Origin of the sequence: Bradyrhizobium sp. 160 (genome assembly GCF_023073735.1) — a bacterium.
Lineage (GTDB): Bacteria > Pseudomonadota > Alphaproteobacteria > Rhizobiales > Xanthobacteraceae > Bradyrhizobium.
In genome coordinates this window covers 605,664-624,301 of sequence record NZ_JADPKD010000008.1, presented here as the reverse complement: position 1 = coordinate 624,301, position 18,638 = coordinate 605,664, and the positions used below count along the sequence as shown (strand labels likewise).

General features: G+C 58.0%; 28 protein-coding genes and 2 pseudogenes. 15 read left to right on the top strand and 15 right to left on the bottom strand.

Annotation, left to right across the window (positions count from 1 at the left end):
- Positions 1-113: 113 nt before the first annotated feature.
- The 4 genes from IVA98_RS05780 to IVA98_RS05765 form a co-directional block, all read right to left on the bottom strand.
- Complete coding sequence (locus IVA98_RS05780) at positions 114-302, bottom strand: hypothetical protein (protein ID WP_247354438.1); 189 nt, start codon at positions 300-302, stop codon at positions 114-116.
- Between the two features lie 35 nt (positions 303-337).
- The gene (locus IVA98_RS05775; protein WP_247354437.1) at positions 338-652 is read right to left on the bottom strand and encodes a hypothetical protein; all 315 of its coding nucleotides are present in this window, start codon (positions 650-652) and stop codon (positions 338-340) included.
- Positions 653-661: 9 nt separating this feature from the next.
- On the bottom strand, positions 662-862 hold the full coding sequence (locus IVA98_RS05770; protein WP_247354436.1) for a hypothetical protein: 201 nt from the start codon (positions 860-862) through the stop codon (positions 662-664).
- Between the two features lie 278 nt (positions 863-1,140).
- Entirely contained in the window at positions 1,141-1,287 is a 147-nt protein-coding gene (locus tag IVA98_RS05765) for a hypothetical protein (protein ID WP_247354435.1), read from the bottom strand.
- A 508-nt stretch (positions 1,288-1,795) separates the two neighbouring features.
- On the opposite strand from IVA98_RS05765, the gene IVA98_RS05760 reads away from it, so the two are divergent.
- On the top strand, positions 1,796-2,026 hold the full coding sequence (locus tag IVA98_RS05760) for a DUF6894 family protein (protein ID WP_247354434.1): 231 nt from the start codon (positions 1,796-1,798) through the stop codon (positions 2,024-2,026).
- Between the two features lie 1,213 nt (positions 2,027-3,239).
- Here the strand turns inward: IVA98_RS05760 and IVA98_RS05755 are convergent.
- Both IVA98_RS05755 and IVA98_RS05750 read right to left on the bottom strand, forming a co-directional pair.
- Entirely contained in the window at positions 3,240-3,506 is a 267-nt protein-coding gene (locus IVA98_RS05755) for a hypothetical protein (protein WP_247354433.1), read from the bottom strand.
- A gap of 471 nt (positions 3,507-3,977) precedes the next feature.
- Positions 3,978-4,178, bottom strand: a complete 201-nt coding sequence (locus IVA98_RS05750; RefSeq protein ID WP_247354432.1) for a hypothetical protein — start codon at positions 4,176-4,178, stop codon at positions 3,978-3,980.
- A gap of 142 nt (positions 4,179-4,320) precedes the next feature.
- Here IVA98_RS05750 and IVA98_RS05745 point away from each other — a divergent pair, with 142 nt between their 5' ends.
- The 3 genes and pseudogenes from IVA98_RS05745 to IVA98_RS05735 all read left to right on the top strand — a co-directional run bounded on the left by IVA98_RS05745 (position 4,321) and on the right by IVA98_RS05735 (position 6,202).
- Positions 4,321-4,512, top strand: a complete 192-nt coding sequence (locus IVA98_RS05745; RefSeq protein ID WP_247354431.1) for a hypothetical protein — start codon at positions 4,321-4,323, stop codon at positions 4,510-4,512.
- Between the two features lie 29 nt (positions 4,513-4,541).
- A pseudogene (locus IVA98_RS05740) lies at positions 4,542-4,862 on the top strand (ComEC/Rec2 family competence protein); the annotation flags it as partial.
- Between the two features lie 638 nt (positions 4,863-5,500).
- The gene (locus IVA98_RS05735) at positions 5,501-6,202 is read left to right on the top strand and encodes a hypothetical protein (protein WP_247354430.1); all 702 of its coding nucleotides are present in this window, start codon (positions 5,501-5,503) and stop codon (positions 6,200-6,202) included.
- A gap of 7 nt (positions 6,203-6,209) precedes the next feature.
- Here IVA98_RS05735 and IVA98_RS05730 read toward each other — a convergent pair whose 3' ends face one another.
- Together IVA98_RS05730 and IVA98_RS05725 are read right to left on the bottom strand one after the other, a co-directional pair.
- On the bottom strand, positions 6,210-6,605 hold the full coding sequence (locus IVA98_RS05730; RefSeq protein WP_247301147.1) for a response regulator: 396 nt from the start codon (positions 6,603-6,605) through the stop codon (positions 6,210-6,212).
- A 37-nt stretch (positions 6,606-6,642) separates the two neighbouring features.
- On the bottom strand, positions 6,643-6,798 hold the full coding sequence (locus IVA98_RS05725; protein WP_247301148.1) for a hypothetical protein: 156 nt from the start codon (positions 6,796-6,798) through the stop codon (positions 6,643-6,645).
- A 378-nt stretch (positions 6,799-7,176) separates the two neighbouring features.
- Here IVA98_RS05725 and IVA98_RS05720 point away from each other — a divergent pair, with 378 nt between their 5' ends.
- The 7 genes from IVA98_RS05720 (at position 7,177) to IVA98_RS05695 (ending at position 10,196) form a co-directional block, all read left to right on the top strand.
- Entirely contained in the window at positions 7,177-7,701 is a 525-nt protein-coding gene (locus tag IVA98_RS05720) for a hypothetical protein (RefSeq protein WP_247301149.1), read from the top strand.
- A gap of 2 nt (positions 7,702-7,703) precedes the next feature.
- The gene (locus IVA98_RS05715) at positions 7,704-8,279 is read left to right on the top strand and encodes a coiled-coil domain-containing protein (RefSeq protein ID WP_247354429.1); all 576 of its coding nucleotides are present in this window, start codon (positions 7,704-7,706) and stop codon (positions 8,277-8,279) included.
- Positions 8,272-8,448, top strand: coding sequence for a hypothetical protein (locus IVA98_RS05710; protein ID WP_247301151.1), 177 nt, complete (start codon positions 8,272-8,274; stop codon positions 8,446-8,448). The genes IVA98_RS05715 and IVA98_RS05710 overlap by 8 nt, the downstream gene beginning before the upstream one ends.
- Positions 8,435-8,992 (top strand): HK97 family phage prohead protease, encoded by a 558-nt coding sequence (locus tag IVA98_RS05705; protein ID WP_247301152.1) that lies wholly within the window; start codon positions 8,435-8,437, stop codon positions 8,990-8,992. Before IVA98_RS05710 ends, IVA98_RS05705 begins: the two co-directional genes overlap by 14 nt.
- 158 nt (positions 8,993-9,150) lie before the next feature.
- Positions 9,151-9,279 (top strand): hypothetical protein, encoded by a 129-nt coding sequence (locus IVA98_RS36915; RefSeq protein WP_256464556.1) that lies wholly within the window; start codon positions 9,151-9,153, stop codon positions 9,277-9,279.
- Positions 9,276-9,905, top strand: coding sequence for a hypothetical protein (locus IVA98_RS05700; RefSeq protein ID WP_247301153.1), 630 nt, complete (start codon positions 9,276-9,278; stop codon positions 9,903-9,905). The genes IVA98_RS36915 and IVA98_RS05700 overlap by 4 nt, the downstream gene beginning before the upstream one ends.
- Before the next feature lie 6 nt (positions 9,906-9,911).
- The gene (locus IVA98_RS05695) at positions 9,912-10,196 is read left to right on the top strand and encodes a hypothetical protein (protein WP_247277144.1); all 285 of its coding nucleotides are present in this window, start codon (positions 9,912-9,914) and stop codon (positions 10,194-10,196) included.
- Positions 10,197-11,128: 932 nt separating this feature from the next.
- Here the strand turns inward: IVA98_RS05695 and IVA98_RS05690 are convergent.
- Positions 11,129-11,434, bottom strand: a complete 306-nt coding sequence (locus IVA98_RS05690) for a hypothetical protein (protein WP_247301163.1) — start codon at positions 11,432-11,434, stop codon at positions 11,129-11,131.
- Positions 11,435-12,198: 764 nt separating this feature from the next.
- Positions 12,199-12,381, bottom strand: coding sequence for a hypothetical protein (locus IVA98_RS05680; protein ID WP_247301155.1), 183 nt, complete (start codon positions 12,379-12,381; stop codon positions 12,199-12,201).
- 248 nt (positions 12,382-12,629) lie between these two features.
- Between IVA98_RS05680 and IVA98_RS05675 the strand changes: the two genes are divergently transcribed.
- Positions 12,630-13,055: a hypothetical protein gene (locus IVA98_RS05675; RefSeq protein ID WP_247301156.1), complete on the top strand. Its 426-nt coding sequence runs from the start codon at positions 12,630-12,632 to the stop codon at positions 13,053-13,055.
- Positions 13,056-13,307: 252 nt separating this feature from the next.
- Here IVA98_RS05675 and IVA98_RS05670 read toward each other — a convergent pair whose 3' ends face one another.
- Positions 13,308-13,451 carry a hypothetical protein gene (locus IVA98_RS05670; protein WP_247354428.1) on the bottom strand — a complete coding sequence of 48 codons (144 nt, stop codon included), beginning with the start codon at positions 13,449-13,451 and terminating at the stop codon, positions 13,308-13,310.
- 238 nt (positions 13,452-13,689) lie between these two features.
- Between IVA98_RS05670 and IVA98_RS05665 the strand changes: the two genes are divergently transcribed.
- Together IVA98_RS05665 and IVA98_RS05660 are read left to right on the top strand one after the other, a co-directional pair.
- On the top strand, positions 13,690-13,950 hold the full coding sequence (locus IVA98_RS05665; protein WP_247301158.1) for a DUF6894 family protein: 261 nt from the start codon (positions 13,690-13,692) through the stop codon (positions 13,948-13,950).
- A 65-nt stretch (positions 13,951-14,015) separates the two neighbouring features.
- Positions 14,016-14,762, top strand: coding sequence for a DUF5131 family protein (locus IVA98_RS05660; protein ID WP_247301159.1), 747 nt, complete (start codon positions 14,016-14,018; stop codon positions 14,760-14,762).
- Here IVA98_RS05660 and tcmP read toward each other — a convergent pair.
- From tcmP to IVA98_RS05640, 4 genes are all read right to left on the bottom strand, one after another.
- Positions 14,732-15,616: a three-Cys-motif partner protein TcmP gene (gene tcmP, locus IVA98_RS05655; protein ID WP_247354427.1), complete on the bottom strand. Its 885-nt coding sequence runs from the start codon at positions 15,614-15,616 to the stop codon at positions 14,732-14,734. The genes IVA98_RS05660 and tcmP overlap by 31 nt on opposite strands.
- A gap of 22 nt (positions 15,617-15,638) precedes the next feature.
- A complete protein-coding gene (locus tag IVA98_RS05650; RefSeq protein WP_247301160.1) occupies positions 15,639-15,947 on the bottom strand; it encodes a hypothetical protein in 309 nt (102 codons plus the stop codon).
- A 72-nt stretch (positions 15,948-16,019) separates the two neighbouring features.
- Positions 16,020-16,343 carry a Rap1a/Tai family immunity protein gene (locus IVA98_RS05645; protein WP_247354426.1) on the bottom strand — a complete coding sequence of 108 codons (324 nt, stop codon included), beginning with the start codon at positions 16,341-16,343 and terminating at the stop codon, positions 16,020-16,022.
- 382 nt (positions 16,344-16,725) lie between these two features.
- A complete protein-coding gene (locus IVA98_RS05640) occupies positions 16,726-17,010 on the bottom strand; it encodes a hypothetical protein (RefSeq protein WP_247354425.1) in 285 nt (94 codons plus the stop codon).
- 1,385 nt (positions 17,011-18,395) lie between these two features.
- Here IVA98_RS05640 and IVA98_RS37465 point away from each other — a divergent pair.
- Positions 18,396-18,638: pseudogene (locus tag IVA98_RS37465) on the top strand (excisionase family DNA-binding protein); the annotation flags it as partial.

Sequence of the window (18,638 nt, the reverse complement as noted above, 5' to 3'; positions counted from 1 at the left end):
CTGGGATGCCGTCGGGCGCATCATCGACACTTACACGCCCGCAGAATCCTCAAACTACTTCACTGCCGCGGGATACTTGCAACCTGATCGGCTAACGCTCTAAGAGCCGCGAGCTACTCCCTCAGCTTGCGCTTTTCGATGAACATCTGAAGCTGCTGTTCGAGCTGAACTGTCTCGTCGCGATCACCCGTCATCACGGCTTGGTCGAGGAACAGTTTCTTCTGTTCCTTGGGAGAGTGCATCCCAATGCATGACGAGAGCGCTCCCGAGGCGGCGCACAAGGCCTTCATCGGATGGATCATACGTCAGGTGTCGAGCCGAAACTTTGCCCATTGGTTCACCCGTTGAATCCATTCGTCGTCCGAATTCCCTGACGGTACACAAGTATTTTTGTCAGATGGTTCATCCTGCTCACAGCACGAAAATCAAGTACCTGCAGGTCCAAATTGCCGTAAGGCGATAAGAAAAATTCGCGTTCGGCCGGGGTGAGATTATGTTGGACAGCAGCATCCCACTCTTCGAAGTGTTTCTCACTTCTAGGGAGATCGGAATCGTCGTGCATTTGCTTCCAAAGCAAGTACAGGGCTGAGTAGTTGATAGCGTGTGCGCGATCCGCCGGGGTGTTCTTAAACAGTTCATCGTACGTGATCATTACGCCTCCTCATCTCTTCGCCTTCAGCCCTAGTTCGACCAGCCGGCGCACAGCTTGAGCTCGCGTCATCGCTTCGCTCCCCTCGGCGATCCACGCATCGATAGCGGCAAGTTCGGCCTCGTGCCAACGCTCGCCGATCTGGACGCCTTTGCCTGTCGTCGGCGGCCGTCCGCGCTTCTTTTTAGTGGTAACACGAATTGACTTTCCCATAATTACTGTTACCATAAAAATAGGTCGAGGTGAAGGATGCAGCTTCAGCCTTCGGCCTAACCACAACACGAAGGGTACTTATCAAAATGATCGAGGCTGATCCGCGTGTTAGCACGCCACCCACGAACACGTCTGCAAGCAACGTCGTCGAACTGTCCGCGCTGCGAGCAGCACGCGCTCTGCCACCCCAAAACAATAGCCCTGTCGACTTCGCCGTCACCAAGAGCGAGCGCGGCTGGCGGGGGCGCAATCCGCTCAGGCGCCCCTGCAACAGGATTTCAAACGCCGTCACGGTGGCGGGCAAACTTCAACGGGGCGAGCCACTCCGGGTCGAGCGTTACCTCGACCAGCGCGCCATCCTTTGGGAGGGCGTAGAAGCGGCTCGGCTCCTCCTGGCGGAGCTTTTCGAACTTGCTTTGCAGCATGGCCGGAGCGTAGATCGATGAGTAATCCAGCCGATACCTCAAAGCGCGGGCAGGAAGCGGGCTCACGGGGCGTTGCTGCCTTGCCTGAGTCGGAACTCGCTAGCCTGGATCTTGTTTGTAAGGGGCTTAGGGCATGTAGCGTAGTGCCCTAGCATGTGGTGTCTTCGGCTCCGGGGCTAGCCCTGGGGCCGCTTTTTGCTTGCACTTCGTTGACGCGGTTGGCTCGCCGGCTGGGCCGATCGCCATCTTTCGATGCCCTATATGCAAGAAGTTATTCTGGGACCAACCGAAGCGAGATGGAGCGCGCTAAAGCGCACGCGCGTGGCGGTCTCGCTCATTCTGCCAGGAACGACTCTCGGGCTCGAAAGATTTAGATTTCGGTCTGTGGCGCGATCACTGGATTACTTCAGCTTCGCGACATCCACCCGGGACGGTCCATCGTTCGAACGCGCGTTTGGCGATGGGCCGGTTCTCGTGAGCACTCCTTCCTAGGAACCCATCGCGGAGCATGCCAAGGTACTTCTTCCACGTCCACAACGTCGCGCCTAACAAAGAGGAGGAAGGCGAAGACCTTCCAGACGACGAAGCCGCATGGCATGAAGCCACACGCTACGCAGGCGCCTTGCTAAACGATATCGACGGCAAATTCCGGCCCGGCCAGGAATGGACTTTAGAGGTGCAGAACGAGGCTGGGAAGCCGCTCTACTTCGTCAGCATCACATCGAAGCAAATGAGGTAAGGACCCTTCAGCCAGCGGAGTCTTGCTGCCGGTTGATAGGAACTAGCGGCAAGCGACCGGATTGGTCCTGTGCTCCGGCTCCGTAGCCCCCTGCATGTCGGAGCACTCCAAGCGGCCCCAGCCGCCGCCCAAGCTGGGGCCGCTTTCTTGCGACGAACGCTGGAACAGTAATCGCACGAGAGAATCTTAGTTGCAGCCTTCCTCACGCGAGAGGACTGCGATGCGATATGTTGCCTATGCGGTAGATTTAGACGGCGTTGCTCGAGCTTGTTACGAAATCGATTGCCCAACGGACAAAGAAGCTCAGGCCCGAGCCGGGAAGTTTCTAGAGGCTCATCCTGCGATCGAGGTATGGGACGGCCCCCGCAGAGTTGCGCGGTTGGTGCGCGAGCGAGGGCCGGGCGAACAACAATAAATGGGGAGCGGTCGGCGCCTTAGAAGGGTCTCCAGTCCGAGAACGAAAAGCTGCATCCTCTGATGGTCCGGATTCCTCGGCACAACGGGCCCGCTCCGCTTTGAGCAAATTGTCCCCCGGGACTAACGCTCGTTCCGCATATATGAGCTGTTTTCAGATACGTGGAGAACGGACCGGTCTTCCGCCTCGCTGCCGCGGTCAAGCGAAATCTTGGGCATTGCCAGGACACAGACCTCGGCGAGCAGGGCGAGGAGGCTTAAAACGCCGATCACAATCCAACGCTCTCTCTGCATGTGAGCATTCCTGTATCCAAGTGCCGCCCTCTTGCAGTTCGCACCCTTCGGCCAGACCACAAGAAGAACGACCCCAGGCCTGGATCAATGACCCAGGGCTGGGGCCGCTCCGGCTACGGATGAGATAGCCTGGCGCGCATGGGCGCACGGAGATCAAGATTCATCGATTGCAGCAGTTCCTATCGCGGGGACCGTGGACGAGCCACTGCGTGTCGGGGGGGGGGAGCAGGCTGCCGGTTCACGCTGGTGGGCGCTGCCCTTGTGTCACTCGTCGGCGTGCGGCGGGGGTGGGTACTTTCTGGCTAGACGGCCAAGCGTCTCACCAGCCTCAGTTTCGCTGAGCTCCCGCAGGCCGAGGATCTGTGCTGCCGATCGGCTCCGGTAAATGTCAATTTGATCTCGCCAAATCTGAGGCGTCGGACCGCGAGGGCCGCGAAGCCACGCCAAGTACGTCATGTCTCTAATCCGCTGGTACTCTCACCGCCCCGACGGATGCAATCTGCCTTCAGTTGACTGCCGAATACTGCTGCTGCTCACAGGCTTCTACAATTACAGACTGCCTTAAGTCCTTGTATACATCGTCGAAGAACACGGAATATATGAGGCGTGGTCTGTCGAGCGGCGGAGTCACCTCTCGCAAGCAAACAAAATAGCTGCCCGGGCCGTGGTCGACCTTTCGTAACGCGGAGATCTCAATCGGGAGGGTGAGCTTTGCTGTTTGTGCGGCGATATCGACGCCTTTTTGTAGCGCCTCTCTGCTTGGCTCCTGCACCGGCCTGGTCTCCGGCAATGGCGCTGGGGCATCGGCCCAAATCGAAGAGCAGGCGGTCAGGAGCAAGCATAGTAATGGGGTGTAACGCGTCACTGATCATTGCAGGTAGTTGAAGGTCAGACACGATATACGATCAGTTGCGGATCCTGGCTAGTATCCCGGGAGGGGGCTCCGCCGCTCTGGTCAATTCCTCCTAATCGCTCAGTTTCGCAAAGACGACCCTGTCGAGACCAAACGAATCTCGAGAACTTTCATGCTCGAGCACGACTTCGTGCCCCTCGTCAGAGGCGCGCTCTATCGCCTCCGTTGCAAGGCGCACGAAGCGCTGGCGACCGTCGCGACTGTCATCCGAGCACGCGATCTCGAAGCCACCGTCCGATAGCAGTCTCACTTCGTAAAAGCTCCGCCCAGACCTCAAATCGTCGAAGAAAGCGATTTGTCGGTCCTCATTTCTGCGGGTCGCGCCGGCTCTTACTTGCCGTCTCTCTGTTCGAAAGTCACCTTGTCGATGCCGCCAGCTTCGATGATCGCTTGGGCATGCTTCTCCAGGGCTTCACGGCTCTTCGGATTGGACAAGACTCGGGGATGGAGCTTGATGGTCACCTCTTGGGTGGCCGGGTCGTAGTCAGTAAAATGGAAGCCCTCGAGGGGGTCTTTCTTGGGGTCAGTCATCGCTCGTCCTTCTGGCTGTGACGAGGCTCATTTAGGTCTCCGGTCCGCCTTGCGCCAACATAAGTTCCGGAAATTTGCGTGTGACTCTTGACGGGCCTGTGCAGCCGGGAGTCTGATCTGCCGCATGGGGCGAGATCAGCACATGATCGACGAGCTCGAGCATTTCGAGCGGCTCTGCCTGGAGCTGGCCGGCGACAGCACCATGCCCGAGGAGCGCGCTGGCCTGCTTGAGATGGCGGCGAACTATCAGGCCGAGGCGGATCATCGCGCCGCGCGCTTCCCATTTGCTTCCCCGCTGAGAAAATCGGGAAGCAAGATGGCTGTAACTATCTGATTTTCCTAGGTAAAATCTTGGCTTGACCGATCTCCGGCTATCACATGGCGGTCGTCGCCGGTGTCGTGTTCTTCGCGGTGCGCGCCCTGCTGGCCTTGATCCCGGGGCTGGCGGCGGGCTTCGCTATCAAGAAATGGTCAGCGGCCGCCGCGCTGGTGACGGCTGCGTTCTACCTGCTGCTGTCAGGCGCGGAGGTCGCCACGCAACGCTCGTTCTTCATGACGGCAGTGGTGCTGATCGCGGTCATGGTCGATCGCCGCGCCATCACCTTCCGCACGTTGGCGGTGGTGGCACTGATCGTGCTCGCGGTCGCGCCGGAAGCGCTGGTGCATCCGAGCTTTCAAAACTCGAATGAGTCCATGGCGTAGACCGCGCTTCAACCGCTAAGGTCACTGAATTATCTAAGTTTTTTGGTGCGGCCGACCGTGGCCCCAGTGAACAAAAATCGCTCAAAACAGGGCAAAATCCGGGATTGTCGACGCAGAGTCCCGGAAAGAGTCCCGGAATGGCCTTGGGCGTTCCGTATGCGTTCGGGTGGTCGGCGGTGGTCTTGCTTGCTTTTGAGGAGGGTCTAGTCCGGGTCAGGCGCACCTCGACCAGCTCACCACTGCGTTCGGGATTGGCGCCATCAATGACTCGTTAGATCTGCACGGTAAGTCCTTCATGATAGCTCGCGACACGTTTGCGGCCTTACCCGAGGAGCAGGCGGCGTGACCGGGTAGGGGCCATCTCGATCCCTCCCGCGATCCGCCCCGCATACCGGCCGCCCACTCGCGCGCTAAATCCCGCAGATATCGAGGAAAATTTTCACCGGTGACGCGAACTGAAGACCTGCGGCGTCGCGTCCGCAAGTGCACATACCGGTGGGAGGCGTGGTGGGCTGAGAGTGTCAATCCACCCCCGTTCAGCATTCGATCCGGCGGCAACAGCCGGACGAAACCAAGAGCCGATAACGGCCAAGCAATATGCACTGTTACGTCGAGACCTTATGAAACACGCGAACGACAACGCACCGCTTCAGGCCAACGACTTCACCGACCTTGCCGCGCGTCGCGCCTGGCTAGCGACCGCCCCTGCAACGCACGCCGCACACCGTGAGCAGTCCCCGTGCATCACATGGTCCAAGCGTGAGGAAGACCAGCTCACATTCTTCGGCCTCAAGCTCTGGCGCACTTTGAATGCGCCGCCGTGCATGGCTGCAAACGATAACGAGCCAGATGACGAGGACGCAGAGAGCGGTGAGCGGCCCGTGACTCCGAATATGGACCGCGAAATGGTCGACGTCAGCGCCAAGCAGCTGATCTATGCCTACGAGCACGGCATGACACGCTGGGTGGGCAATCGGCTTGTGAAGGTTTGGTCTGGGCACCAGTGGACCGCCGCGGACGCGGAGTTCGGCAAGGTACGCCAACGGAAAAGCGACAAGGCAGATACTGAGAGCTGGGACGCTGAGATGCCCGACGCCCAGACGGAGTTGGCTCGGGCGCAGGATACTGAGAGGTTGCGCAAGGCGTTGGGACCCAAGACGGTACACGTCTTGGACATGACGGCCGACAGCACCTTGGCCGAGATCGGCGAGTATCTGGGATTCAGCGGGCAGTATGCGGCGCGTATGGCCGGCAAGGAGGTTCGGGCGGCGGTCGTCGCGCTGAACGCCGCGATAGCAGAGGGCGAGCGGGCCGCAGCTTGACGGGGCCTTAGTCTGTCGGCGGAAGGGGGGTTGCATTCAGCAGATTGGAAATGGCTGTAACCAACTGCGCCGGCGCGAATGGTTTGGCAATCAAGACACTGTTTGGGACGCCTTGAACTGGCCATTCGTGGGCGGCGGCGCCTGACATGTAGATGATCGGGAAGTTAGGGTCGATAGCTCTGGCACATCGTGCCACTTCCCATCCGTCCACCGTGCCAGCCAGGTTAATATCGGTGACGAGCGCGCGATATTTGCTGTTGGTACCCTGTAGCAGTGTAACTGCTTCCTCGCCCGTAGCGGCGACTTCGGCTTCATATCCGCCGTCAACCAGAGCGCCTTCAACAAGCTCCCAAATTAGTTGTTCGTCTTCGACGACGAGAACCGCAAGCGATAGCTCTGGCACTGATGGTCTCCCCGGCCGGGGTGTGGGTTCCCGAAACTCAAAAGCCCCGTCTTCGGATCTCGTCCTCGATTTCTTTAAGTAGCTTAAGGATTTCGGGAGCATCCATGTCTTCAAGCGCGGTGCGCTTCTTTGCGAAGGCCGATGGCAGAGTAGGATCAATCGGTTGGTGCTCGACGCCAAATGGACTGGCCATGACCGCTCCGCTGTTGGCAGGGGGAGCGACAGCTCTCAGTCACGGGCGCCTGCAGGACGAGCCTTGGCCGGTGATGTGGATCAACGGGCCATACTTTGGAAAGTTCCACCAAAGGGTGACTGCTCCCCTCAATTCGGCAGCTTCGTCCCGCCTTCCGCTTCAATCCCATAACCGGACTAGCACAGTGCTTGGGTGTGTACGCTCACAGGCCCCCAAACTCTTTAGTCTTTAGCGGCAGATTTTCTGCCCCGACGTGTTGTGCAACTCGCGTGGGTTCGATCCCCACGCACCTCTTTTTCGGCCTTGAGCCGCGAAGCCGCGCAGTCGGCTTTTTATTTAGCCCTCTAATCGAAATTCTTAACAATGGAGAATGGCCGCGTGGCCAGCTTGAACAACGCGCTCGACAGCATCGAGCGCCATCTTGATTTTCCGCGAAGTCGGAGCGCCGGCATTGCCAGACGCATGCAAGAATCCGGCATCCTGCCGATCGGCGCACCAGGCGTCGCGCCGGAATTGGACGAGGACAACGTGCTCGACCTCGTCATTGCGTTGGCATCCGACGTCACCTTGCATGAGGCACCGGACGCGGTTCGCGCTTTCCACGCGATGACGCCTGGTGGCGCGAGCTTAGCTGATGCGCCGTCATCGATTCCCAATGCGCCAATTGCGATCTCCCTCCTGATTGAGGATGCCCGTGTTGGCGTTGCTGGTGCGCGATCATCGCAAGTCGAGGTCTCGTGCAATTGGCGGGCAGTGGCGATCCATTCGCCGGCAGGAGGCGTTAAGCGCTTTTGTGAGGCCGGCGAGGCGGCAACGCACTGGCAGTCAAGCGGGCATCATCGATCAACCACGCTCAGTGCGGCAGCGCTTGCTGATGCCCTCGACGAACTCTTTGGAGAATGAAATTGGCACTTTTGAAAAAGACCACGGCAGAGCCGTATCGCATCCCTTCCTTGGCAGAGGCCGATCCGAAGCTCGCCGCGCTGCTGCAGAGGCAGAGTGATCTGTACGCGCTGCAATCGAAACTCAACAGCGAACTGCGCGATCTGCAGAAACAGATCGACGTGGCCGGCGATAAAGGCCCGCGCGTTTCGGCGAGTATCGCAGAATTGCTCGGTGACGAGGCCGATAGCGGACCCGTGCTGAGGAAACAGGCTGCGGACATTCGTGCAAAGCTGGACGACGTTGAAACCGCTATTGAAATCGTCCGTCGCCGGCTTAGCGACGCGAAAGGGCCTGCAAGCCTGGCCGTCTGTCAGATCGTCAAGCCGGAATACGGCCGGCGTGTTGCTGTCGTCGCGAAGGCACTTGAGACGCTTGCGGCCGCACGAGCGGATTACGACGATTTGCGCAATCAATTCGAGGCCGAAGACGTGCAATGGACTCACCTGGTTCCAATCTCGTTGGGCTTCCTCGGCGATCCACGTGACGGCCACATTCCGCGATTTATGCGCGAAGTGAAGGAGGCTGGGTATGTTTGAGAAGGCCGAGAAACGCGAGGCCAAAGCGGCCGTGAAAGTCACGCTTCGGGGCAGGGTGCTAAACGTCGACGATCCCAGTCCAGTCGCGATTGCGCGGGCGCTGCGGAAAAACAAGCAGGAGAGGCTCGATGCGAAGCGGGCACGGGAGGCAAAGCTTGCCGGCCGCTGATGTCGAGTTTCGTGACGCTCCAGCCGAGCAGGCCGGTTCGGTTATCCGAGGTTATGCTGCGCTGTATGACGTGACCACGACGATTGGCGGAGAGTACCTCGAAAAGATCGCGCCAGGCGCATTTACTAAGACCATCGCGAATGGCGATGTGGTGGCCTTGCTAGCCCATGATTGGGGCCGCGTACTCGGAAGGCAGTCGGCCGGATCGCTCCGCCTCAAGGATGGGCCAATCGGACTCAGCTTTGAATTGGACGCGGACATCAGTACACCAAGTGGGGCAGAGGCGATTGGCACGGTGCGTCAACGTGCGGTCAAAGGCTGCAGCTTTGGTTTTCGCGTGCTGTGGTCCGATTGGTCGGACGAGGACGAAATGCCGCTGCGCGTTATCAGAGAAATCGAACTGTACGAAATTTCTCTTTTAGCGAATCCCGCATACGAGGCAACCACCGCTTGGGTTAGTTCGCGTGCCAACACCAACAGTGCTGCCGCCCAACGTCGGATAGCGGCAAGGCGTGAAGCAATGCGCATCAGGGACATGTTGTAGGCGGTACGGTAGTGGGGTGTAGCAACTCCCTGGGCCGTTTGCCCGCGGAGACCGGCGCCCTCCCATTTCACGCGCATCTGCAATTGAAAAGATGGGGTATCAGAGGTTGCATTGGTTAATCATGCAGCCGACCACAAAATCCCAGAACGGAGATCTCAATGCCAATTTTTACGGCTATCGCGACCGCAGTTCTCGCGACTTTCAGCATCACTAGCACCTTCATCGACGAAGCTGAAATCGTGGTGATTGACGAAGGGTCTGATGATGACGAGGGCGTGGACAAATGACTGCGATTTCGGCTTTCAAGTCTTCAGACTCGATTCACGTCTTTTCCGATGGCGCCTGGCACGACCCGATGTCTGCTAAACTTTGCGGCGTGGGAACCAAAGTCCACACGATTCCGGAGCACAACGCAATTTTTGCGGTCACCGGAATGTCGACGGTGCCGCATCTGCTTTCGGGACTTCTGATGGAAAATCACTTCGCCGATTTTCGTTCGCTTGCAGATGCAATGCCGGATCTGGTTAAGGCGTGCTCCACTCGGGCGAAGGCAGTCGGCCTTAACATGACCGGCCGGTGCGACGTCGTCCTGGCGGGTTGGTCCGAAAATGTCGGTCCATCGATCTTCGTCACGGAATGCCATTTTGACCACGGCTTTTTCAAAGGAGCCGCAGTCGAGCTGTACATCAGGCCTAGCGTAGATGGTTCATCGGGAATGCATTTTCCTGATGATGGACTGCGGTTGCTAGAGAAGCAGCATGCCGCAAGATTTAACCGAGCCGCCGAAGGTACATTCGGCAGCGCGACGGTTGGCGGACTTGTCGGCGGCTTCGCGCAGCATACGCAAATCGATGCTGATGGTATCCAAATCAAAGTGCTGAAGTTGCCCCGGAAGATAGCGGTGGCCGGATGAGGTCAAATGATTGCATCAAAGCAGAGACGAGCACTCACCATGTGCGCATTGGCAGATGGACATCAACAACATCTTTCCGTCGATGAAGCCGTCGCGCCGACGCATGACCAACGCCACCACGCCGTTCTACCTCAATGCGCAATCCGTCTTTACCGGTACGGCGCCAACGGCCACTTGGTCGATCCGAGCAAGACGGATGTGCTAGCTAACGAGGCGCTTTCCACTCCTGATCGTCTGGGAATGAACGTGATTGCCGCGCCTTTGCTAGTATTTCGCCAGCGGCCGACTTGACCGTCACCTCATACTGGTAGACGCCGGGATTGCAAGGCGCGAACGTGCGAAGAGCGCCAGCGGGAAGGATGCCATTCTTAGGCAAGGGAACTTCCTGGCCGCCATATTCTCGATCGGCCTGGGAAAAGAGCACAAGGATTGAAGCCGCTCCTTGCGGAACATCTTTAAGCCGGAGTTCTGGATTGTCGAAGAGGCTAATGCAGCGCTCTGATCTGAGAAACGAGAAGCTCATTGTCATTCGTGCAGCAGCCGGCGGTGAGATCACCTCGTGCTGGACCTGTTGTCGCGCGGTTGTTTGGGCTGCGGCCGACGTGGCCCAGATCAGGACCAAACCCGTGACTACAATTGCTCTCATTGGCTTCGATAGCATAAACCGCGAGACGAGTCTGATCTATTCTCGATCGGTCGCTCCCTCAGGGACGGTCAGTGCGGCCGTCTGATCTTCTTTTTGCGCCTAGCAGTCGCCTTCTTAATCTGCTCTCGCAAGCGAAGGATTTCTGCCCATCGAGCCGCGATCTCCGGATCGAATGGTGCCCATGTCGGCTTGCCTTTTTGACGGTTGCGTTTCGCCATGTTTGCAGCCTAGCGACTGCAATCGGTGCTCGCGCGGTCATTCCGTCGTTAAGCTTGATGGGCGCGGCCCGAGTTAATTCTGGAACCGCACGCGCGGGCCTTGCCTCGCGCGATCAAGCGGCGAAAAGCAAGTAATAAAGAAGCGCGGCGGCGACCATGGCCAGCCAGACTAACGACGCTAAGAAATAAGCCTTGTGCCAATCCATGGGCAGGGAACGTAGCACCGGCGCTGCCAACTGGGATACTCTCCCGCTCGCTCAGGGCTTGTGAATCATCGCGTCCAGAGGATTCGCGGCGTTTTCTATGTCCGGCAGATTGCTAAAAGCCGCTTCGGCAAACCAGAGGCGCGTGGCTGACGATCAATCGTTGTCCACGCGCGATTCCCGAAACTCAGCTGGGCCATCTATGAGTCGGCTCTTGCGAGCCTTGGCGTCAGCGTCGCTCGCATCTTTATCGCGCAACCCATTAATCGCGTCTTCGGCCAATTCGTTGGCTCGCTCACCTTGTGACGGATACCCGTCCAGCCAGTCTTGCTCAGTCGCTAAGTCGGACCACGCCCGCGCCATCCGCTTGTAGCGGAGTGCCGCCTGCGCGTTGGTCGTTTCCTCGGCGAGTTGCAGGCAGTTCTCGGCGTTTTCGCGAAATTTATCGGACGTTTTGGCCATTAGAGGTAACGGGCTTCCCGTGAAGTGGTTCCGACTTTTAGACGGAGCGGCCCGGCGGACCTTCAGCGCATCTGCCTGCACTTCGCCTAGGGACGGGGCCTACCCTTTGTCTTTTGGATGGGAGGCATGCTGGGGTTTAGCTTGCTCCAAATGAGGTTCAGGACAGTATTGATAGCCCTATCGGTCTTGCTGGCCATTCGCGTTCGAAAGTCAGTTATTCTCTTCACGCGACTGCGTACACGGTTTTGAAGGCGTCTCATCATGCCGGCGCTCGCAGACCGGGCGACGAAACCCACTGATCGATGTGAATAGCCACCTCGGCCTGACGAACCTTCTGCAGCAAGGCGTCGCGGTCCTTGCCCGGCCGCAGTCTTTCGGCCTGATCGCGCCCGCGTTGCGCAAAATGAGAAAGCCGTTCTGAATGTGTTAGAATCCGAGATTGCATAGCGCTGCTCCCTGTCCGGTTGGGCGGGAGCACAATACTCTCAGTCACCGGTAGAAGCCGTGGGCCGAGCGGTGATGGACCGACTAGACACCCCTTTCGGTAGGGAGTCGACATAATTCGGTTAGCCCACTTCGAACTGTCAATTCGGTATACGAAGTAGATTGAACAGGGCGCCGTTTCCCTCAATCTGGGCCGTTTCACGCGAGGTTTCATGGCCCCTCATCAGCAGCAAGTCGCCTCCTGATCGTCAATATGCCAGTAGTCAATAGCCGCGCGGAGCGCGATCTGACTTGGAAGTGAATCAAGGGTGGCGCGCTAATTACCGCTGATGTCCGAGTCCGATTCCTAAGACGATTGCCTTCTGACGTAGGGCACCTTCGGTTCGCTTCAGTTCCTTCGCGATCTTTGCGACGGGAGTCCGATCCTTCGAATGCTTCTTCAGCGTGCGCAGGTCGGCGAGTGTCCACTCACGGCGAACAGGTTTCTTCGTCTTCTTGGCCAAGGCGGCGCTCCTTTGAGGTTGAGGAGCGCCGTTTAGCACACGACGCGGTGTACGCAATCCTTACATCGGGCCTCTCTGATCATTGCGGCGCACTAGCTAACGTCCTCGCTTTCCAGATGATGCGGGGTGGATGAAGCAATGCAGCACCTCTCGAACAAATCTAACGCAAACGGCGGCCGGCATAGAGACGGCGGAACGAAACCCGCCCCTGGCAAGTTAGTTGCGTTGTCTGCGACTAGGGTAACCACATGGCCGAATTCTCATCACAGCGCGCAGATGCTCGTCCGTCATCCGCGCTCCCGTTGCTCGTCGCTCTCCTCGCTTTGGCCGTCGCTGTTGGTGCGCTCTGGATGAGCTATGGCAACCCGGCAAGCCCAGCTGTCACGCAGGATCAGGCCGTCGTAGCGCCTCCTACAGACCCGTCGATAGATAAGATCAAACAGGACCTGGCGGCTCTTCAACAGGCGGTGCAAGAGATGCAAGCTAACCAGCAGAAGCAAGCTGGTGAGTCTCAACAGAAGATTGCGGCACAGCAGGGCGGACAAAAACTTCTATCTGACCAGCTGGGTTCGCTCAGTGCACGAGTTAACGCGCTGGAGTCGGCAAGGGCCGAAACTAACGCTCCTGCATCGCAGCCCTTTCCAGGCGCGCGTGCCAAACGTACGAAGCAATAGGACTTCAAGAACGCCGACATCTCAGTGTTTCACGTGCGTGTAGGGCCACGAGTTCACGAAAACAGTTGGCCGCTCGGAACGTTTGAGAAGATGGCTGCGTTGAAAATGGCGCGGTGCTTCTGCTCTGCAGAAATGCAATCGCTAATCGTCGCGTCAAGGTGCGTGATGGACAGGACGGCGATATTTGATGAACTCAGGCAGATTGAGCGCGAGGTAGTCGAAGGAGAGCGCCGGTTCGCGGAGCAAGAGGCTCTAATTGTTGATTTGAAGCGCCAACACCAAGATACAGCCAAAGCTGAAGCCGAACTCGCACGCATGCGTCAAGATCAGCGGTGCCGCGATCTTGATCGGCAACGTCTTCTCTCTCGACTGCAACCCTGAAATAATCGGCATCATTGGGCGATACTCTCTTTCTCCCTCTCTCTCAGGTGGCGCCGATGAAGTCGGCCTTGCGCGGGTGCAGGTGCAGCTTGCCCAGCTCAAGGCGGAGTTGTCGGCACGTGTCGTGGAGACTGTGAAGAGGGCTAAGGCTGGGAAAGTGTTGTAGTGGAAGGTGTCGACCCTGTCGCTTCTGGCAGGTGCGGGCCTCCCGAGCTGTGCGCATGATCGCCGCTAAAGAACGAGGGCCGCGGCTATGCAACGTTATTACTTCCCGATCATCCACAACGGACATTTACAGGCGGACGATGAGGGGGAGCTATTTGGCACTGCTGAGCTGGCAATCCAGTACGGCGCCCGGGTCGCTCGGGATATCGCCAGCGATCCCGAATATGACCGTGGTGCGGGCACGGTCGTATTCGTGGTTGAAGCATCCGGCGCTGAGATCGCGCGGTATAGGGTGGACGCGACAGAACCGCTGCGCGTGTTGTCAGGTGGGGGTGGGCTTAGGAGGTGAGGTCGTCAGGTTAACGAAATCTCACCACTTTCTTGTGATTCTATGTGCCTGAAAGGTGCTTTCCCATGGCAGAAACCTCCATCGAATGGACCGACGCGACGTGGAATCCGGTGGCGGGTTGCACCATCCTCTCGCCTGGATGCACCAATTGCTACGCAATGCGTATGGCGGCGCGCTTAGAGGCGATGGGCGTGGCGAAGTATAAAGGGCTGACGCGAAAAAGTGGCGGCCGAGCAAAGTGGACCGGTAAGCTCTATCTGGATCGGAAGGCGCTCGACACACCGAAAGGCTGGAGTAAGCCACGCCAGATTTTCGTGAATTCCATGTCTGATCTCTTCCATGAAGATGTGCCGGAGGATTTCGTCGCCGAAATGTGGTCGACGATGGCAGCGACGTCGCGGCACACCTACCAGATCCTCACAAAGCGACCTGATCGCATGGCTGAGATCACCTCAGGTCTGCCGTTGCTGCGCAACGTCTGGCTCGGCACGAGTGTGGAGAGCGCCGACTACTTGCATCGAATAGACGATTTGCGCCGCGTTCGCGCCGCGGTGCGATTCATCTCGTTTGAGCCGCTGCTGGGGTCCGTTGCCGCCGCCAACCTCAAAAAGATTCATTGGGCGATTGTGGGCGGCGAGAGTGGTCCGAAGGCTCGGCCGATGGATGCTGAGTGGGTTAGCGAAATCGAGGCCGCCTGTCGCCACTACGGGACCGCATTTTTCTTCAAACAGTGGGGCGGCAAGAACAAGAAAGCCGCTGGGCGCATGCTGAACGGCCGCACCTACGACGAAATGCCGGCTTTGAGTATGTGATTGCCGACGTTCCTCGCCAATTTGATCGCTGTCGGATTCTGACTGGAGATGCAGAAGAACAGAGAAAAACGCTGTGGCCCCTCGTGCAGCGGTAGTGGCAAAGGGTCAAGGACAGCTCCAAAGATGGTCTCTAGCCGCTTCTTAGCATAGGCCTCTAGGGCGACCAGATCGGCGTCGCGTCTTCGGGACACAGCGTCATCGCAGTCGAAAAGGTCGGACGTTGTGCTTGCAGAGTAAAGCTCGCGCTCCCATTCGTCCGTTCCGAGCATGCGCGTCAGAGCAGCTCTCTTATCATCATCCAAATCGGCGTGGTCGCGTGTTGCTTGACGGTAGAAGCCTGCTAGCGAAAACAAGTACCACACATCTATTGCTTGGGTCCTCGCAATAGCCACCAACGTCGACCAGTCAACCTCCATCCCATAAGGATCAAGAAACAGAACTGCACGCGTAGATCTCCAGCTGTTTGACGCGAGCAGAGACTTCAGTCCTTCGTTGGCATCATTTTTTACAACCGCGATGCGTCTGTCGGGGTGTCGCGCTCGCAAGTCTTCGAGTGCTCGAACATAAGAAGGCTTGTTCTCGATGAACACCAGAAAATCAAAGCGAGGCGTCACATCGATTGCGATTTTGGCGGAGCCGCGGCGTCGCTCTAGCCGTTCAGGTTCACCAGCGTCAATCAGGTTGGCTGGAACGGCCTCATGTCGGATTGTCCGATAGCCTGTACCTGCGAAGGCGTCGATGTACCAGAGTTGAGGGAACTTGTTGCGTAAAGCGGTGGTAAAGAAGTGCAGATACTTTTCTACGATCGAGAGCTTTAGTTCGGTGTGTTGGTCGCCAAACTCGTGATCCGTCATATGCTATCATTTTCCGCAGCTCTCAATCTTCGTATCTTTGTTCTGCACGCCGCAGCACGACATTTCCCTCTCTCAGCTCCAAGCTCAGAATGTTCATGTCGGGCTGGATTGAGAAGGCTTGCGATTGATCATACCAGCGCCATTGAAACCACAGTGTCTTTCCATCTTCATGCTTTTCCCAAATTGTTTTTTGAGAAGGTGCGCCGTCCCCTAGCCGGGTGAATCCGTTGTGATTTAAGGCCCGTTCAACGTTGCTTATGTTGCGGCCATTGGCTGCGGTCGTCATCGCGGAAGCGATTTCGTCAAATATCGCTTCAATCTTTCCCGACATTGGTCGTACCCCGCATGCGCGATAGGTGAATCTTTTAAACGAAAGTCGGCCCGGCGCGCCCTCTCTCCAATCTCAAGGAAGTTTCTTGCAGGCGAATGCAGCGATCATAGCTTTATAGGTTGCCAAAGCAGCCACGTCGCTACGTTCGGCAGGGTTGTCTTTTAGGTATTTCACCACGATGTCCATAATTTGCTGTTTGGTGCGGTGATTGTCGGGTCCGCAGTCGTAACCATTCGCCAGCAGCATGTCGTAGTGGCCGATAATCGTGCCTAGACAAATGGCATAGGTCCGTGGGTTCTGGCAGAATTCGTACAGCGAGTTACCAGTGTCAAAGTAAGGACGGGCGGGGCTCGTGGAGTACGCGAGCGCAACGACGGCGGTAAACCAACGAAGCATCATCTTCCCCTGGAAGGCGCAGAACCACTTCGCGCTAAGAAGGCGGTAGCTACCGACTTTACCGCAGCAGGCTGGCGACGCCGTAGTTGGGCCTGCAACGTGATCAATCGATATCGTCCCCGTCGTCGTCCTCATCCGCGCCCCGACTTGGGTCCTCGACGTACACTAAGCATCCTTCATAGAACGAGATTGCGTTGCCCCTCAGCGGACAACTGGATACGGACGTCACATTGTGCGCTTCCGCCCACCGATACCCTGCGGCGTGACCCGAACAATCGTCGGAGCATTCGTAACTGCCGAATTCGCGAGCCTGGGTATCGCAAGAGGAGGTCAGAACGCCGAATGCGACAAGAATAATCGCGGCGGATCGGATCGAGGTCATTTACGTACCCGGTGCGATTGTGGATTTAGAAGGGGGCTTTTTTTGCTTCGGCGCAGGCGCGGCAGCCGCCGCCTCTTGCTGTTTCTTCATCTCGGCGACCTTTGCCAATTCTGCACGCTTGGCGTCCGCCTCATCTTCTCTGAGGGAGGAGATAGCCCTTCTCTGCCATGCAACCTTGGCCGACAGTGTCGGCGGCGTTAGTTCGCTCTTGGGCTGCGATAGCTCCCGCCAATCCACCGCCAGCGACAGTGACGCCAGATAGGGCTGCCTTGTTACGCTCGCCAAGACAGGCGGTCCTGTCGACCTCGAACTGCGTTTGTAGAACCGGGTTTTCACGAGAGGACTGACCGTCCACGCGGACCCAGCCCATTTTCGGCGCGGCAGCGCAGCCGCCCAGCGCGGCGCAAAGCGCCGCAGTCGCAAGTATACGCATAGTAAAGCCCCCCGGCTAAAAAAGAGGCACATCCAACCTCAACCGGTGCGCGAGATCAATAGCTTGCGCGCGTGACCACTCTGCGAAAATGCAGGGCGCACTGCCTGGCGAGATCGAACACCGGGAAAAATACGGGTGTCGTGTCGCATCACAGGTGCAATCCGATAAGGAATCGAATGGCGATGTAGGCGCCGGCCCCCACAACGGCCGTCGCAATAAGCGCCAACAGGACCCGCCAAGTTTCGTCCATTGTGCCTCGCGGTGTGTGAGGGCGCAGGCCGGAGGCTTAGAAACGGCCTGCGAGAACGTATCGACAGGCACGTCCCAGAAGGTAGGGAATCAAGCCAGTGATAGCTATTCCGGCTCCCACGTAGGGGCGAGCGTTGATATCGTTCGGATTGCCAGTTTCATCGCTTGCGGCGCGGGATAATCTTGCCGACGTAGTTGCCCGTCATTGCGCCCAAAAGGGCAAAAATCACCACCATGGCCCAAGACGGCAGGCCTGTAGCGCTGCCGCGAACGGCTATTCCGACTCCACCGACGAAGAAGCCAGCAAGAACGCCAATTATAGCTCCGACGAGCCATCCCTTCACAACATCAACCCTTGGTCTTGCTGCGCAGCCCGATTTCCACCAGCCGCCGTATAGCCTCCGGCCTCGTTGGAGTGGCCTCCTGCTTAGCTCTCCAGTCATCAACGGCTGTGAGATCGTCAGGCTGCAGGCGAACGCCGACGAGCGTGCCTTTCCCGGTTGCAGGCGGTCCTCGCTTCTTCTGTGTTATCACGGTTTGACGCTTCATGGAATCTGTGTTAACACAGTTTCGGGGCCGGTCAAATGAGCCGGACGAAGTGGGGTTATAAATGACTAATCTAAATCTTAAGGCTAGCGCTGGTATCGATCCATCCACGTCTTTTTGCGCATACACGTACTATACGGGCCTACGTGCTCAAGGCAGCGATCCCATTGTGTGGAAGGGTGGTCTTTATTGGCATGTCGGGACGTCTTCGATTGGCAACCTCGGCGAATGGGCCGCGCGGCACGACCCTGACGGCAAGCTCCGGATGGAGTACGCGCGGATGATGTGGGCAGCGCGGGCCTCGGATGAGGAGGTCATCCCGCTTGGTGCCGCGCCCGAGATGGCCTGAGCGGTATGGTATAATCAGCCGCGGTGGTGAATCGCCGGCCACTGGATTGCTGAAACCCAGCAGCGAAAATGCCAGCGGTTCACCACCTACCATGTGTGCGTCGGACTTAGCCGGCGAGGTTCGCAGAGCAACTATTCAGACGGCACGCTCTTGCCCATTCCCTCAAACGATAACAACCGCTTGCTCACACCAGAGCAGGCGGCATCTCGGCTTAACATCACCCAGGACCACCTCAGCTCTCTCGTTAGCGAGGGGGCAATCGGATACATCAACGTCGGGCTCGGTAAGAAGCGGCCACGTCGGCGCTTTACTGAGGCAGATCTGAACGAGTTCATT